We start from the raw sequence: 15,651 nt of genomic DNA on the forward strand, positions 1-15,651 counted from the left end.
TGAGCGCCCACCTCCCAGGAGCACGCCATGCAGCCGCACGACATCCTTCCCGACCACCAGAACGAGGTGCAGGTGAACGGCCTCACCGTGCGCAAGGGCAGCGTCGGCGCCTTTCTCGCCACCGTGCGGGAGTGGCAGGACCCGGCCCGTGATGCTGACCTCCGTGCCGCCGCCGAAGCTGATCTGCGCGGTCTGCTGCCCGGGCTGCACGCGCTGGGCCTGTTCCAGGTGCTGACCGCGCGTGATCCTGCGCTACAACGGCTGATCGACAGCGCAGCCTGAAACGCACAAGGCCCGGACATGCCGGGCCTTGCTCCAGAACCGCCGGGCGCGGCCCGGCGCTACCGCCCTGGGCATCAGCCGCCCGGTGCGAACACCAGCGTGCGGCGGGTGGTGACCGGGGCCGTGACCGGCTCGAAGCGCCAGCGCTTGACCGCGTTGAGGGCTTCGCGATCGAAGACACGCGATGGCGTGGCGCGCAGTACGCGTGCATTGGTCACCGAGCCGTCGGTGCCGACGGTGATCTCCACCAGGACTTCGCCGGAGGTACCCGAACGCAGTGCTTCGGCCGGGTAACGCGGTGCCGGCGTGCTGACCGGGCGCAGGCTTGGCGCAGCGGCGGTCGCGGCTTGGCGGGCGGCGTTGGCCTGCTGCGCAGCGGCCTGCTGCTGCTTCTGCTCGGCATCGCGACGCGCGGCAGCCTGGCGCTCGGCCTCCTGGCGCTCGCTGTCACGGCGGGCAACGTCCTGCTGCGCAGCAATCTGCTTGGCCGCTTCGGCTTCCTTGGCACGCTGTTCGGTCAGGCGCTGCTGCTCGGCCAGCTGCTTGGTGCGGTCTTCAGCGTCCTTCTTGACCTTCTCGGTCTCGTCTTCGGTGCGCTTGGCGGCGACCTGCACGCCCTTGGTCAGACCTTCCTTCAGGCGCGGCAGGGCCGGGGCCGAGGCATCGACCTTTTCGATCAGGGCGACCAGCCGCTGCGCTTCAGTGAAATCCTCGCGGCCCAGATGCTGCTCGGCGGCGATCAGGGTGTACGGCAGAAGATCGGTCAGCGCGCTCTTCACCGAGGCATCGTCCGGCGTCTTGTCGCGCAGTGCCAGGTAGTACTCGATGGCGTTGTCGCCGGCCGGAGCGTACATGCGGTTCTCGCGCAGTGCCTGGCTGGCCGATTCGCGCAGCTGCTCGGTCCCCATCGACTGCACCTTGGCGGCCACTGCCGGTGCGGCTGGTGCTGCAGCGGCGGGGGCAGCGGCGCCCTGCGCGGCCGGAGCCGGTGTTTCATCCTTGCCCGAGCAGGCAGCCAGGGCCAAAGCCAGAGCGACCGGCAACCACCGGCGCGCGGCAGCGATCATTGCGACGTGCGACATCCTGCTCCCCTCTAAGAAGACGACGTTACGAAAAACGTAGATACGCATGGCCGGGACGCAAGGTCCGGGCGTGGCGGGGGACGTTTCCCAGCGTCACCGTCGCCTGTAGCGAGGGTGCAATCTAGCATCCCGGCCACCCTTGCGCACAAGGGCCGGCAGCGGGGCCGGCGGCGGCAACCGTGCCGCCGCCGGCGTTGATGTCAGTGCGCGGCGGCCTTGCTGTGGCTGTTGGACATCAGCTTGTCGGTCCAGGCGATGCCGATCGCCGACAGGATGAACACGCAGTGGATGATGGTCTGCCACAGCACGCCATCGGGGGTCAGGGTGGTGCAGGTTTCGGCGCCGGCGTTGTAGAAGCTTGCCGATGCCGACGAAGCCGCCGCAGCCCATTGCTCCGGCTTGCACAGCGGCAGGCCGTTCAGCGGGCTGGCTGCGATGAACGTCTTCAACAGATGGATCGAGGAGATGCCGATGATCGCCATCGCCAGCTTCACCTTCAGCACGCTGGCGTTGACGTGGCTCAGCCATTCCGGCTGGTCCGGGTGGCCTTCCAGGCGCAGGCGCGAGACGAAGGTTTCATAGCCGCCGACGATCACCATCACCAGCAGGTTGGAGATCATCACCACGTCGATCAGGCCCAGCACGATCAGCATGATCTGCTGCTCGCCCATCGACACCGAGTGCGAGATCAGGTGCCACAGTTCCTTGCCGAACAGGAACACATAGACGCACTGGGCCACGATCAAACCCAGGTAGAGCGGCAGCTGCAGCCAGCGCGAGGCGAAGATCAGGGTGGACAGCGGGGAGAGCGGCGGACGGTTTGCACTCATGCGGAGGATGCTGCGTTTCGGGGGAGAGGCGAGGTTACCGGCCCGCCATGACGGTGCCAAGCCAACGCACGCACTAGACTTCAGGTTCCTTTCCGTACCCCAGAGCCGCCGCCATGATCGACCTGTATTACTGGCCTACCCCGAACGGCCACAAAGTGACCCTGCTGCTGGAAGAAGCCGGCCTGGAGTACCGCATCCATCCGGTCAACATCGGTTCGGGCGACCAGTTCAAGCCGGAATTCCTGGCCATTTCCCCCAACAACAAGATGCCGGCCATCGTCGACCACGCCCCGGCCGACGGCGGTGCGCCGCAGAGCGTGTTCGAGTCCGGTGCGATCCTGCTGTACCTGGCCGAGAAGACCGGCCGCTTCCTGCCGGCCGACCCGCGTGGCCGCGTCACCACCCTGGAATGGCTGTTCTGGCAGATGGCCGGGCTGGGCCCGATGAGCGGGCAGATGGGCCACTTCAATGTATACGCGCCGGAGAAGATCCCGTACGCGATCGAGCGCTACGACAATGAAGTGCGCCGCCTGCACGGGGTGATGGACAAGCGCCTGGCCGAGCACGCCTTCCTGGCCGGCGAGGAGTACACCATCGCCGACATGGCCAGCTACCCGTGGGTTGGCGCCTACGACAAGCTGCCGGCGGACTTCGACGCGTTCCCGAACCTCAAGCGCTGGCACCAGGCCATCGCCGCCCGCCCGGCGACCCAGCGCGCCTATGCGCTGCGCCAGCAGGTCAACCCGGACGCGGGCAAGCCGCTCAGCGACGAAGAACGCAGGCACCTGTTCGGCAAACGCTGACCCGGGACGGTGGGTGCCGACCGTTGGTCGGCACGCATTATGGGAAGACCTCATGGGCAGAAGGTCATGCTGTCTTCCTGCACCGGCTTGGTTAGGATGGACGCTGACCGTCCCGCGCCTGTCGCGGTGGCGGACCTGCCGTTTGCCGGGATCCTCCATGCGCCATCTGTTCGCCTCGCTCGCCCTCATGCTTGCCACCAGTACCGTCGCCCACGCTGAAAAACTTACCCTTGAAGCCATCACCGGCCCGCTGCCGTTGTCCGGCCCGACCCTGATGAAGCCGAAGGTGGCGCCGGATGGTTCGCGCGTGACCTTCCTGCGCGGCAAGGACAGCGACCGCAACCAGCTGGACCTGTGGAGCTATGACATCGGCAGCGGCCAGACCCGCCTGCTGGTGGATTCGAAGGTGGTGCTGCCCGGCACCGAAACCCTCAGCGACGAGGAAAAGGCCCGCCGCGAGCGCCAGCGCATCGCCGCCATGACCGGCATCGTCGACTACCAGTGGTCGCCGGATGCGCAGCGCCTGCTGTTCCCGCTGGGCGGCGAGCTGTACCTGTACGACCTCAAGCAGGAAGGCACGGCCGCGGTGCGCCAGCTGACCCACGGCGAAGGCTTTGCCACCGACGCCAAGCTGTCGCCCAAGGGCGGCTTCGTCAGCTTCATCCGCGGCCGCAACCTGTGGGTGATCGACCTGGCCAGCGGAAAGCAGATGCAGCTGACCGGTGATGGCAGCACGACCATCGGCAACGGTATCGCCGAATTCGTCGCCGACGAGGAGATGGATCGCCATACCGGTTACTGGTGGGCACCCGACGATTCGGCCATCGCCTACGCCCGCATCGATGAAAGCCCGGTGCCGGTGCAGAAGCGTTACGAGGTCTATGCCGACCGCACCGATGTGATCGAACAGCGCTACCCGGCCGCCGGCGATGCCAACGTGCAGGTGAAGCTGGGCGTGATCTCGCCGGCCGAACATGCGCAGACGCAGTGGATCGACCTTGGCAAGGAACAGGACATCTACCTGGCCCGCGTCGATTGGCGTGATCCGCAGCACCTGAGCTTCCAGCGCCAGTCGCGCGACCAGAAGAAGCTCGACCTGGTGGAAGTCACCCTGGCCTCGAACCAGCAGCGCGTGCTGGCCCACGAGACCAGCCCGACCTGGGTGCCGCTGCACAACAGCCTGCGTTTCCTCGATGACGGCAGCGTGCTGTGGTCGTCCGAGCGCACCGGCTTCCAGCATCTGTACCGCATCGACAGCAAGGGCAAGGCCACCGCGCTGACCCACGGCAACTGGTCGGTTGATGAACTGCTGGCGGTCGATGAAAAGGCCGGCCTGGCGTACTTCCGTGCCGGCATCGAATCGGCGCGCGAAAGCCAGATCTACGCCGTGCCGCTGCAGGGTGGCCAGCCGCAGCGCCTGTCGAAGGCACCGGGCATGCACAGCGCCAGTTTCGCGCGCAACGCCAGCGTGTACGTGGACAGCTGGTCCAACAGCAGCACGCCGCCGCAGATCGAACTGTTCCGCGCCAATGGCGAGAAGATCGCCACCCTGGTCGAGAACGATCTGGCCGATCCCAAGCATCCGTATGCGCGCTACCGCGACGCGCAGCGCCCGGTCGAATTCGGCACGCTCACCGCGGCCGACGGCAGGACGCCGCTGAACTACAGCGTGATCAAGCCGGCAGGCTTTGATCCGGCCAAGCGCTACCCGGTGGCGGTGTACGTCTATGGCGGCCCGGCCAGCCAGACCGTCACCGACAGCTGGCCTGGCCGTGGCGACCATCTGTTCAACCAGTACCTGGCCCAGCAGGGCTATGTGGTGTTTTCGCTGGACAACCGCGGCACCCCGCGCCGCGGCCGTGACTTCGGCGGCGCACTGTATGGCAAGCAGGGCACGGTGGAAGTGGCCGACCAGCTGCGCGGCGTGGCCTGGCTGAAGCAGCAGCCGTGGGTGGACCCGGCGCGCATCGGCGTGCAGGGCTGGTCCAACGGCGGCTACATGACCCTGATGCTGCTGGCCAAGGCGTCGGACAGCTACGCCTGTGGCGTGGCCGGCGCACCGGTCACCGATTGGGGCCTGTACGACAGCCACTACACCGAGCGCTACATGGACCTGCCGTCGCGCAACGACGCCGGTTACCGCGAAGCACGCGTGCTGACCCACATCGAGGGCCTGCGTTCGCCGCTGCTGCTGATCCACGGCATGGCCGACGACAACGTGCTGTTCACCAATTCGACCAGCCTGATGAGCGCGCTGCAGAAGCGCGGCCAGCCGTTTGAACTGATGACCTACCCCGGTGCCAAGCACGGCCTGTCCGGTGCCGACGCACTGCATCGCTACCGCGTTGCCGAAGCTTTCCTGGGGCGTTGCCTGAAGCCTTGATCATCATCCGGGAAGGAGCCCGCCCATGACCCTGCCGCCGCCGATTCCTGCTCCCTCCAACCTGCGATCTGGCTGGTGGTGCCGGCATTGGCGCTGGGCGATGCCGTTGGCGGTGCTGCTGTTCCTGATCGCACTGGGCGGTGCCATCGCCTGGAGCGTATTGCGCTGGACCGAAGCCGCGCACGACAGTGCGCCGATGCGCGAGGCGATGCGTCGCGCCGGCTGCAGCGTCGAACTGGTGCAGGTGTTCGGCGAACCGCTGCAGGCCGGCACGCTGCCGCTGGGCAGCATGCAGACCGCCATCAACGGCGAGCGCGACGTTGGCCTGACCGTGGCGCTGGAAGGGCCGCATGCGCACGGCCGCCTGTTCGTGAAGGGCACCCGCAGCGACGACGTGTGGGATTATCCGGTGATGTATGTGCTGGCCGAAGACAAGCAGACCTTCGACCTGAGCGCGCTGGATGATGCCGAGGCGGCCGGCGAATGCGAACTGCAGGCCTGTCGGGAGCGTGGCGAATGCGCGCTGACGGCAGCGCTGTAGATGGCGTGACCTCCGGCCGATTGTCGCCACCGCCGTGAGCGCGTAGGGTGCGGGCAACCCTGTCCTGGAGTGCTCCATGAAGCCGATCGCGCTTGCCATCGCCCTGGCCCTGACCGCCGCCCCGCTGCTGTCGGCCCCACCGGCCCTGGCCGCACCGGCCGCCAAGGCCTCCACGCCGGCCAGCCCGGCCTGGGTCGCGCGCAGCAATGCGCTGGCGCAGATCCTGCTGGATGCCCAAGGCCCGTTCCAGCCCGAGGAGACCGGCTTCTTCGGCGTGCCCGGCTACGACGACAAGGTCGCCGACCTCGGCCCGGACAACGACCAGCGCTACCGCGCCGCGATGGCCAAGGCCCGCGACGAACTGAAGGCCAAGCTGGCCAGCGAGAAGGATCCCAACGTCCGCCAGGACCTGGAGATCATGATCGCCGCCGCCAACCAGAGCATCGAAGGCAGCGAGCTCAACCAGAAGTACCTGCTGCCGTGGCGTGATGCGCCGCAGAGCGTGTTCAGCGGCCTCAACCTGCTGCTGTCCGACCAGGTGCCGGCCGAGCGCCGGGCCAAGGCGGTCGATCGCCTCAAGGCGTATGCGGGCCTGCAGCCGGGCGGCACCGCGTTCACCACGCTGGCCCGCCAGCGTTACGAAGAGCGGTTGAAGGACAGCACGCTGCTGCAGCCGACGAAGATCGAAGTGCAGCAGTCGCTGGACAACGTCGAGACCTACATCACCGGCATCGAGTCGTTGCTGAAGAAGTACCAGGTCACTGGTGCCGACGAGGCGATGAAGGCGCTTGCCGCACAGATGAAGGACTACGCCGCATGGACCCGCAAGGAGGTGCTGCCGAAGGCACGTGCCGATGCGCGCCTGCCGGCTCCGCTGTACGCCTACCAGCTCAAGCAGGTCGGCATTGATATCGACCCGAAGCTGCTGATGCAGCGCGCGCAGCTGGAGTTCATGGAAACCCGCTCGGCGATGCGCCAGCTGGCGCCGCTGGTGGTGAAAGAGAAGGGCCTGAAGGTCAGTGATCCGAGCGACCCGGTGGCGGTGATCCGCGCGCTGAAGGGCGAGAAGATTGCCGATGACCAGCTTGAAGGCCACTACCGCAAGGTGATCGATGCCATCGATCCGTTGATCCGCGAACACCGCATCGTCGACGTGCCGCAGCGCGCGATGCAGATGCGCCTGGGCTCGGCCGCCGAAAGCGCTGCCAGCCCGGCACCGCACTTCCTGCCTGCGCCGCTGGTCAACAACACCGGGCAGCAGGGCACCTTCGTGCTGCCGCTGGGCAACCCGGCTGCCGGTGCGGGTGCGCAGTACGACGACTTCAACTTCGGTTCGGCGGCCTGGACGCTGAGCGCGCATGAAGGACGCCCGGGCCACGAGCTGCAGTTCACCGCGATGGTCGAGCGTGGCGTGTCGCTGGCGCGCACCATGTTCGCGTTCAATTCGGTGAACGTGGAAGGCTGGGCGTTGTATGCCGAGGCGGAGATGGTGCCGTACGAGCCGCTGGACGGGCAGATGATCGCGCTGCAGTTCCGCCTGCTGCGTGCCGCCCGCGCGATGCTGGACCCGATGCTCAATCTCGGCCTGACCGACCGTGCCAACGGCGAGCGCGTGCTGATCGAGCAGGTGGGTCTGTCCAAGGCGATGGCCACCCAGGAACTGGACCGTTACATGGTGCGCATGCCGGGCCAGGCGGGCAGCTACTTCTACGGCTACACCCGCATCCTCGAACTGCGCATGCAGACCGAGCTGGCACTGGGCGCGAAGTTCGACCGCCTGGCGTTCAACAACTTCCTGCTCGACCAGGGCCTGTTGCCGCCGGACCAGCTGGCCGAAGCCGTGCAGCAGCAGTTCGTTCCGAAGTACCGGTAGCGCCGGGACACGCCCGGCGAGTGCAGCGGAAGAGACGCCGGGCATGGCCCGGCGCTACCCGCGGTGACGCTGCCGCTCAGCGCTGCGGGGTGATCGTCTGCGTCGGCAGGCGTGCCGGCGGCGCCGGATCCGGTACCCAGATCGCCACGCCGGCGGCGCGCTTCTGCGTCGTCGGTATGCCGATGCCCACGCCGCCGCCCACGTGCGAACCGTAACTGCCGGCACCCACCGACATGCCGACCGGCGAGCCGCTGCTGCCCACGCCCATCAGGATCACGCCGTTGGCACCCAGTGCAGCCGCTTCGCGCTTGAGGCGAGCCACGGCGGCATCGGTCTGGCCCTGGGTGCCGAAGCCCACCGCCGAAGACGACTCCAGCTGGGCGATTTCCTGCGAACCGGCGGGCGGCGTCGAATAGATCTGCACCTGGGACGGATCGATCGGCGCGCGGGCGCGGCCCAGCATGACCTTGGAGGTACTGGCGCAACCGGCAACGGTCAGCAGCATGGCCGCCAAGGCGACCCAACGGATGTTCATGGCGTATACCCCTGTAGGACTGGTTCGGATCATCAGCCGGGCACTCTGAATCGGCGCCAACATCGGGGCTCGACCCATGGCCGCACGCTAGCACGGGGCCGGTGAGGCTGACGGCAACGGCGGTAGGCGGCGCTGCCGGGAACGGCTATGGTTGGCGCATGAACAACCACGGGAGGGCGCTATGGGTGTGATCAGTCTGTTGTGGGGCGTGCTGGCGCTGCTGTGGATGATCCTGGCGTTGATACCGCTGCTGGGCTGGGGCAACTGGTTCCTGATCCCGTTCGCCGCGGTCGGCGCGATCATCGCCGCGCTCGGCATCCTGTTCACCCACCCCAGCAAGCGCGGCCGTGCGTGGACCGGGCTGATCCTGAACGGCATCGTGGTGGTGGTCGGCATCCTGCGCCTGGGGCTGGGCGGCGGCGTGATCTGAGCCGGCCGGGCCGGTGCGACCGGGCGTCGCAGGGACACGGCCGCCGGCCGGGCAGGGAGTAGAATGGGCGGCTGCGCGAGCCCCCCGCGTGCCTGTCGAACCGCGCCCTGCGCGGCTGCTCCCATGATCATTCGTTCCCGTCCCCACGGCTGGCAACTGCTGTACATCCTGCGTGGCTCGATCGTTCCGGCCATCGCGCCGAAGGTGCTGGCCATCCTCGTCCTGTCCATCGCGGTCGCCGCGGTGGTGGAAATGGCGCCGCCGATCGGCATCGAGCGCGTCTCGGTCACCCCGTTCACCCTGCTCGGCCTGGTCCTGTCGATCTTCCTCAGCTTCCGCAACAGCGCCTGCTACGACCGCTGGTGGGAGGGCCGCAAGCTGTGGGGCCAGCTGGTGTTCGAATCGCGCTCGCTGGCACGGCAGGTACAGGTGCTGCTGGCCGATGACGCACCGCGCCGCCAGCGCATCGGCTACCTGACCACCGCCTTCGCCCATGCACTGGCTGCGCGCCTGCGCGCCCGCGACGTGGCGCTGGCGGCGGTGCCATGGCTGGGCGAGGAACAGCGCGGGCAGCTCGCCCAGCGCGGGAACGTGCCCGATGCGTTGCTGGCGATGATCGCCGCCGAACTGGCCCAGGCCCGTCGCGCCGGCACGCTCGATTCCATTCTTTACGTCCAGCTGGAAGAGCGCCTGCACGCGATGTCCTCGATCCAGGCTGGCTGCGAACGCATCCTGACCACCCCGCTGCCGTTCGCCTACACCCTGCTGCTGCACCGCTGCGCGTGGATGTTCTGCGTGCTGCTGCCGTTCGGCCTGGCCAGCTCGCTGGGCTGGGCCACGCCGGTGCTGTCGGCGGTGCTGGCCTACGCCTTCTTCGGCCTGGACCAGCTGGGCGAAGAAATGGAAGACCCGTTCGGCCTGGAGCCGAACGACCTGCCGCTGGACGCGCTGGTGCGCACCATCGAGATCGACCAGCTCGACGCCCTCGGCGAACGCCCGTTGCCCGCACCCCTGCTGCCGCAGGGCTACCTGTTGCAATAGCCACTCCCCGGAGCCTGCCATGCCTCATCCCCATTACCGCCCGCGGCGCATGCGCCATGACGAATTCTCGCGCCGCCTGATGCGCGAGAACACGCTGACCACCGACGACCTGATCTATCCGGTGTTCGTGCACGAACCGGCCGGTCGCGTTGCGGTGCCGTCGATGCCGGGCGTGGAGCGGCTGTCGATCGAAGAGCTGCTGAAGGTGGCCGAGGAAGCGCTGGAACTGGGCATCCCGGTGATCGACCTGTTCCCGGTGCTGGACGCCTCGCAGAAGTCGCTGGACGCCTCGGCGGCGTGGGCCGAGGACGGCCTGGCGCAGCGTGCGATCCGCGCGCTGAAGTCGCGCTTCCCGGAGCTGGGGGTGATGACCGACGTGGCCCTGGATCCGTACACCACGCACGGCCAGGACGGCATCATCGATGACAAGGGCTACGTGCTCAACGACATCACCGTCGAAGCGCTGGTCAAGCAGTCGCTGTCGCATGCCGAGGCAGGCGCGGACATCATTTCGCCGTCGGACATGATGGATGGCCGCATCGGTGCGATCCGTCGTGCGCTGGACGCCGACCACCACCTCAACGTGCGCATCATGGCCTACTCGGCCAAGTACGCGTCGGCGTTCTACGGTCCGTTCCGCGATGCGGTGGGCAGCGCGGCCAGCCTCGGCAAGGCCGACAAGAAGACCTACCAGATGGACCCGGCCAACGGTGACGAGGCGATGCGCGAGATCGCCCTGGACCTGGAGGAGGGCGCGGACATGGTGATGGTCAAGCCGGGCATGCCGTACCTGGACCTGGTGCGGCGGGTGAAGGAAACCTTCGGGGTTCCGACCTTCGCTTACCAGGTCAGTGGCGAGTACGCGATGATGAAGGCGGCGTTCGCCAACGGCTGGCTGGACGAGCGCGCCTGCGTGCTGGAATCGCTGCTGGGCTTCAAGCGTGCCGGCGCCGATGGCGTGCTGACCTACTTCGCGCCGCAGGTGGCGCGTTGGCTGCGCGAGCGCTGACAATAGCGCCCACGACGGACGGAGGAACACGCGATGGGACCTGAAATGGGTTGGATGCAATGGTTGATCTGGGGCACCGGTACGCTGGTGTTCGGGGCCATCATCGTCGGCGTGTTCGTTGCTGCCTGGCGCGCCGCGCGGCGCCCGCCGGAGCAGCTCTCCGCTGCGGCCCGGGTCGCCCGCGAGCAGGCCGTGCCGGAAAGCGTGCAGGCCGAACTGGCCGCCCTGAACCGGCGCAAGGACAACGGCCAGCTCAGCGAAGCGGAGTACGAACAGCAGCGCGCGAAGGTGCTGTCGCGCTGAGCGCCGTGGCCCGGGACCCGGGCCATCCACGCATGGCGTGGATCTACTGGTAGTCGCCAACCTTGGTTGGCGGTTTTGTTTCTGTGCCGACCAAGGTCGGCACCTACCGGAGGGGGGCGGTCGGCCTCCTCCGAACGCTCATCCACGCATGGCGTGGATCTACTGCATGCACCCGGGCACTGCCGCCACCTTCGGCACGGCCAGCCGGTATACATCCACGCCACCGGCGCGGGGCGACTTCGCCGCGCTGCTGGCCACCATCATTTCGCCCGGCTTGGCGTTGTCGACCACCGGCGCGCCGGTCCAGCCGCTGGCCTGGTTGAACGACAGTCCGATCGGCTGCAGCGCAGCGCCCGTCCACGCACAACCGCTGGTCCAGACCTGCGCGGTGTCACCGCTGCCACGGCTGAAGGCCACCGCGCCAGCGCTGCCCAGCCAGTCGCCATCGGTTTCATCGGCGGGGCTGTTCAATGCCTGCAATGCCGTCGCCGGGCCTCGCACGCCCTGCGCGTCCAACGAGGCCACGAACAGGTCCCAGCCGGCACCACGGCCCTGCTGGCGGGCAAACAGCAGCTGTCGCCCGTCCGCGCTCAATGCCGGCCCGCGCTCTTCATGGCGGCCACCATCGCCTGCCAGCGCTTGCGGCGCCCCCACGCTGCCATCGGCGGCGATCGCCGCCCGGTACAGCCCCGACCGGCCCTCGCGGCCTGCGGCGAACAGCAGCCAACGGCCATCGCGGCTGAAATACGGATCGCGCACCTCGCCGGACACCGCCAGCGGCAACGCCTGCGCCTGCTGCCAGCGGCCGTCGACCACGCGCGCCTGCCACAGCCCCCAGCCGGCCTCGCCACGGCGGGCGAAGACGATGCGCTGGCCATCGGCGCTGATCGTGGCCCGGCCTTCATCGGCACGGCTGGAGACCACGCCCATGCCTTCGATGCCGTACTCGTTCAACGCCATCGCCACCGGGGCAGAGAGTAGACTGGCGGCGAGCACCAGCAGGGTCGGGGCGATACGCATCATCCAGGTCCATGCACGAAAGAGCACCAGTCTAGCCAGCTTGAGGATTCCATGACCGATCGTTACGCCGTCTTCGGACACCCCGTCGCCCACTCGAAGTCGCCGCAGATCCATGCGGCGTTCGGTCGCCAGGAAGGCATCTCCCTCGACTACCGCAGCATCGATCTCGCCCCGGACGCATTCCTGGCCGGGCTGGAGGCGTTCGCCTCCGAAGGCGGTGTCGGTGCCAACGTCACTTCACCGCACAAGGAAGCGGCGTTCTCGGTGTGCACTACGCTGACCGCACGCGCGCGCCGCGCCGGCTCGGTCAATACCCTGCTGCGCAAGGGCGACCGCTGGCACGGTGACACCACCGACGGCATCGGCCTGGTGCGCGACCTCACCGACCGCCACAGCCTGGACCTGCGCGGCCGCCGCGTGCTGCTGCTGGGTGCCGGTGGTTCGGCGCGCAGCGTCGCTCCGGCGCTGCTGGATGCCGGCATCACCGAACTGGTGGTGGTCAACCGCACGCCGGAACGTGCCGATGAACTGATCGATGCCATGGGCGAGCCGGGCCGCGCGCTCAGCCGCTACTGGGACGATCTGCGCGACCTCGGTGATTTCGAACTGATCCTCAACGCCACCTCGGCCGGCCGCGATCGCGACGCCGAGTTCAAGCTGCCGCTGTCGCTGGTCAATTCGATGACCACGGCCGTCGACCTGAACTACGGCGAGGCCGCCATCGCCTTCCTGGCCTGGGCGCGCGCCGCGCAGTGCCGCAACACGGTCGATGGCCTGGGCATGCTGGTCGAGCAGGCGGCGGAGAGCTTCCTGCAGTGGCATGCCGTACGCCCGCAGACCGACGAGGTCTACCAGCAGCTGCGCGCCGGTGCCGGCGCCTTCGCCGGGCAGGACTGATCGATGGATACCCAGGCTCTGATGGTCTCCCTGCTGACCATGGTCGGCGTGCGCCTGCCGGTGCTGATTGCCCTGTGCGTCGGCCTGGTCTGGGTGATGGGCGCGCCGCGCGATCCGGCACGTACCGGCGCGCTGACCGGCCTGCTGCTGTTGCTGGCGTCCAGCATGGGCAGCCTGCTGGCCAACCTGGTGCCGATGTGGATGGTCAGCAACGGTGACTTCGGCGCGATCTCGCAGCTGAGCACCGTGCTGGGCGTTGTGCACTTCGGCCTGGCGATGCTGGATGCCGTCGGCACGGTCCTGCTGGTCTGGGCACTGGTACGGTTGCTGCGGCAGCGCACCGCTACACCCTGACTCCGATGGCGGCCTTGGCCGCGTCGGTAGTGTTGCGGGGCGCGCATCCAGCCATCGCGCGACGCGGCTGACCCTGTTCAGCGCCCGCGCCTCGGAGCCCGTGGCCGGCCATGCGACAATGGCCGGCCTGACCCCGCTACGGTAGTTCTGGCGTGACCGAAACCGTCGCCGCTCCACGCAAGCTCGATGACACCTTGAAGGACGCGATCCGCAAGGCGTACACGACGCTGCAGGCCAATACCCCCGGCTTCTCCACCCGCCGCTCGCAGAGCCAGATGATCGGCGTGGTGTCGCGTGCGCTGTCCACCAGCGGTGGCGTGGGCGTGGTCGAGGCGCCGACCGGCGTTGGCAAGAGCCTGGGCTACCTGACCGCCGGGGTGCCGATTGCCCTGGCCAGCAAGAAGAAGCTGGTGATCAGCACCGGTACCGTGGCGCTGCAGTCGCAGCTGGTCGAGCGCGATATTCCGAACTTCCTCAAGGCCACCGGCCTGGAGGCGACCGTTGCCCTGGCCAAGGGCCGCACCCGCTACCTGTGCACGCGCAACGCCGCCGAGGCGCACGGCGAGGGCGCGCAGAACGGCATGTTCGAGGACGAGCAGCCGCTGTTCGACCGCCCGCTGGCGCCGATCGAGATGGACATCGCCAAGCGCCTCACCGTGGCCTTCACCAGCGGCAGCTGGGACGGCGACATCGACAACGCACCGGAAACCATCAGCCCCGGTCTGCGTAGCCGCATCACCACCCCGGCCTCAGGCTGCGCGGGGCGACGCTGCGCGTACTCGGCGCAGTGCGCGGTACTGCGCTCGCGCAACACCGTGCGCGATGCGCAGATCGTGGTCACCAACCACGCGCTGCTGCTGTCGGCGCTGTCCATTGGTGACAGCGACAACGGCCAGCCGATGATCGCCGCGCCGTCGGACATGCTGCTGGTACTCGACGAAGGCCATCACGTGGGCAACGTGGCCATCGACCAGGGCGCGGCCAGCCTGGCATTGGATGAAATGGCCAAGCGCACCGGCCGCCTGCAGATCCTGATCGCCGGTGCCTACCGCGCGGTCGACAAGGATCGCCTCGGCAACCTGCTGCCGAACGAAGCCATCGACGCGGCCAGCAACGTGGCCAAGGGCCTGCGTGCGTTCCGCGACCACGTCGAGGCGGTATGGATGCCGGCGCCGGCCGACGAGGAGCCGATGTGGCGCGCGGCCAACGGACGCCTGCCCGAGGCCTGGCGCGAGCCGATCGAGGCGCTGGCCGACGATACCCGCAGCCTCTACAACTGGGCGCACGCGGCCACCGCGCAGGTCGCCAAGGGCAAGCCGGACGATCCGGCGCGCGAGCGCCTGCAGCGCAACCTCGGCATGGCCCTGGAGATGATCGAGCAGCAGTACAACCTGTGGCAGGTCTGGCGCCGCGAAGACAAGGAAGGCGCGCCACCGATGGCGCGCTGGGTGACCGCCACCCGCGATGGCGACCTGGTGCTGCATGGCTCGCCGGTGTCGGCCGCGCACGTGCTGCGCAAGCTGTTGTGGGATGAAGTGGATTCGGTGGTGATGACCTCGGCGACGCTGACCGGTGGCGGCGATTTCCAGGCGCTGGCGATCGACAACGGCATCCCCGAAACCGCCGAGATGGTCTCGCTGTCCTCGCCGTTCGACCTGCCCAACCAGGCCGAGCTGATCGTGCCGCCGTTCCCGGTCACGCCCGATGACCGCGAAGGCCATCCGCGCGAAGTGGCGCGCTACATCGGCAAGGAACTGGACTGGACGAAGGGCTCGATGGTGCTGTTCACCTCGCGCTGGAAGATGGAGAAGGTGGCGGGCCTGATGCCGGCCGCCAAGCGCAAGCAGGTGCTGGTGCAGGGCGAGATGTCGAAGACGCGCATGATCGACGAACACCTGCGCCGTGTCGCCGCCGGCGAGGGTTCGGTGCTGTTCGGGCTGAACTCGTTCGGCGAAGGCCTGGATCTTCCCGGTGAGGCCTGCACCACGGTGGTGATCACCCAGGTGCCGTTCGCGGTGCCGACCGATCCGCAGACCGCCACCCTGAGCGAATGGGTGGAAGCGCGCGGGCTCAATGCGTTCAACCTGATCGCGATCCCGCATGCGCTGCGCACGCTGACCCAGTTCGCCGGCCGCCTGATCCGCACCTCCACCGACACCGGGCGGGTGATCATCCTCGACTCGCGCCTGCTGACCCGCCGTTACGGCAAGCGCATCATCGACGCGCTGCCGCCGTTCAAGCGCACCATCGGCTGAGCCCGCACTGGTA

Annotated in this window: 16 protein-coding genes; 12 read left to right on the plus strand and 4 right to left on the minus strand. The window is 68.2% G+C overall.

What is annotated here, in order from left to right; all coding sequences use genetic code 11:
- Positions 1-27 precede the first annotated feature (27 nt).
- On the plus strand, positions 28-282 hold the full coding sequence (locus ACUXVE_RS02175; RefSeq protein ID WP_105164841.1) for a hypothetical protein: 255 nt from the start codon (positions 28-30) through the stop codon (positions 280-282).
- 74 nt (positions 283-356) lie between these two features.
- On the opposite strand, the gene ACUXVE_RS02180 is transcribed toward ACUXVE_RS02175, so the two are convergent.
- A complete protein-coding gene (locus ACUXVE_RS02180) occupies positions 357-1,364 on the minus strand; it encodes an energy transducer TonB (protein WP_025877557.1) in 1,008 nt (335 codons plus the stop codon).
- A gap of 200 nt (positions 1,365-1,564) precedes the next feature.
- The gene (locus ACUXVE_RS02185) at positions 1,565-2,194 is read right to left on the minus strand and encodes a TIGR00645 family protein (RefSeq protein ID WP_117311696.1); all 630 of its coding nucleotides are present in this window, start codon (positions 2,192-2,194) and stop codon (positions 1,565-1,567) included.
- Between the two features lie 113 nt (positions 2,195-2,307).
- On the opposite strand from ACUXVE_RS02185, the gene ACUXVE_RS02190 reads away from it, so the two are divergent.
- The 4 genes from ACUXVE_RS02190 to ACUXVE_RS02205 all read left to right on the plus strand — a co-directional run bounded on the left by ACUXVE_RS02190 (position 2,308) and on the right by ACUXVE_RS02205 (position 7,794).
- Positions 2,308-2,997, plus strand: a complete 690-nt coding sequence (locus tag ACUXVE_RS02190; protein WP_033832494.1) for a glutathione binding-like protein — start codon at positions 2,308-2,310, stop codon at positions 2,995-2,997.
- 157 nt (positions 2,998-3,154) lie between these two features.
- A complete protein-coding gene (locus ACUXVE_RS02195) occupies positions 3,155-5,380 on the plus strand; it encodes a S9 family peptidase (protein ID WP_222388163.1) in 2,226 nt (741 codons plus the stop codon).
- Positions 5,381-5,405: 25 nt separating this feature from the next.
- Positions 5,406-5,921: a cytochrome c oxidase assembly factor Coa1 family protein gene (locus ACUXVE_RS02200; protein WP_222388164.1), complete on the plus strand. Its 516-nt coding sequence runs from the start codon at positions 5,406-5,408 to the stop codon at positions 5,919-5,921.
- Between the two features lie 76 nt (positions 5,922-5,997).
- Positions 5,998-7,794, plus strand: a complete 1,797-nt coding sequence (locus tag ACUXVE_RS02205) for a DUF885 domain-containing protein (RefSeq protein WP_049467778.1) — start codon at positions 5,998-6,000, stop codon at positions 7,792-7,794.
- 76 nt (positions 7,795-7,870) lie between these two features.
- On the opposite strand, the gene ACUXVE_RS02210 is transcribed toward ACUXVE_RS02205, so the two are convergent.
- Positions 7,871-8,329 carry a hypothetical protein gene (locus ACUXVE_RS02210; RefSeq protein ID WP_025877548.1) on the minus strand — a complete coding sequence of 153 codons (459 nt, stop codon included), beginning with the start codon at positions 8,327-8,329 and terminating at the stop codon, positions 7,871-7,873.
- A 181-nt stretch (positions 8,330-8,510) separates the two neighbouring features.
- Here ACUXVE_RS02210 and ACUXVE_RS02215 point away from each other — a divergent pair, with 181 nt between their 5' ends.
- The 4 genes from ACUXVE_RS02215 (at position 8,511) to ACUXVE_RS02230 (ending at position 11,112) form a co-directional block, all read left to right on the plus strand.
- Positions 8,511-8,759, plus strand: coding sequence for a hypothetical protein (locus ACUXVE_RS02215; RefSeq protein ID WP_032952021.1), 249 nt, complete (start codon positions 8,511-8,513; stop codon positions 8,757-8,759).
- A gap of 123 nt (positions 8,760-8,882) precedes the next feature.
- Positions 8,883-9,800, plus strand: coding sequence for a bestrophin family protein (locus ACUXVE_RS02220; RefSeq protein WP_445513725.1), 918 nt, complete (start codon positions 8,883-8,885; stop codon positions 9,798-9,800).
- A gap of 19 nt (positions 9,801-9,819) precedes the next feature.
- Positions 9,820-10,809: a porphobilinogen synthase gene (hemB, locus tag ACUXVE_RS02225; RefSeq protein ID WP_025877543.1), complete on the plus strand. Its 990-nt coding sequence runs from the start codon at positions 9,820-9,822 to the stop codon at positions 10,807-10,809.
- A gap of 33 nt (positions 10,810-10,842) precedes the next feature.
- On the plus strand, positions 10,843-11,112 hold the full coding sequence (locus ACUXVE_RS02230; RefSeq protein WP_025877541.1) for a gas vesicle protein GvpG: 270 nt from the start codon (positions 10,843-10,845) through the stop codon (positions 11,110-11,112).
- A 159-nt stretch (positions 11,113-11,271) separates the two neighbouring features.
- On the opposite strand, the gene ACUXVE_RS02235 is transcribed toward ACUXVE_RS02230, so the two are convergent.
- Entirely contained in the window at positions 11,272-12,135 is an 864-nt protein-coding gene (locus ACUXVE_RS02235) for a hypothetical protein (protein ID WP_445513726.1), read from the minus strand.
- A gap of 48 nt (positions 12,136-12,183) precedes the next feature.
- Here ACUXVE_RS02235 and aroE point away from each other — a divergent pair, with 48 nt between their 5' ends.
- The 3 genes from aroE to dinG all read left to right on the plus strand — a co-directional run bounded on the left by aroE (position 12,184) and on the right by dinG (position 15,638).
- Positions 12,184-13,029 carry a shikimate dehydrogenase gene (gene aroE, locus ACUXVE_RS02240; RefSeq protein WP_033832490.1) on the plus strand — a complete coding sequence of 282 codons (846 nt, stop codon included), beginning with the start codon at positions 12,184-12,186 and terminating at the stop codon, positions 13,027-13,029.
- Positions 13,030-13,032: 3 nt separating this feature from the next.
- Positions 13,033-13,383 (plus strand): hypothetical protein, encoded by a 351-nt coding sequence (locus tag ACUXVE_RS02245; RefSeq protein WP_032976849.1) that lies wholly within the window; start codon positions 13,033-13,035, stop codon positions 13,381-13,383.
- A 152-nt stretch (positions 13,384-13,535) separates the two neighbouring features.
- The gene (gene dinG, locus ACUXVE_RS02250) at positions 13,536-15,638 is read left to right on the plus strand and encodes an ATP-dependent DNA helicase DinG (protein ID WP_025877533.1); all 2,103 of its coding nucleotides are present in this window, start codon (positions 13,536-13,538) and stop codon (positions 15,636-15,638) included.
- Positions 15,639-15,651 lie beyond the last annotated feature (13 nt).

It is taken from the genome of Stenotrophomonas sp. 3(2025) (assembly GCF_052665395.1).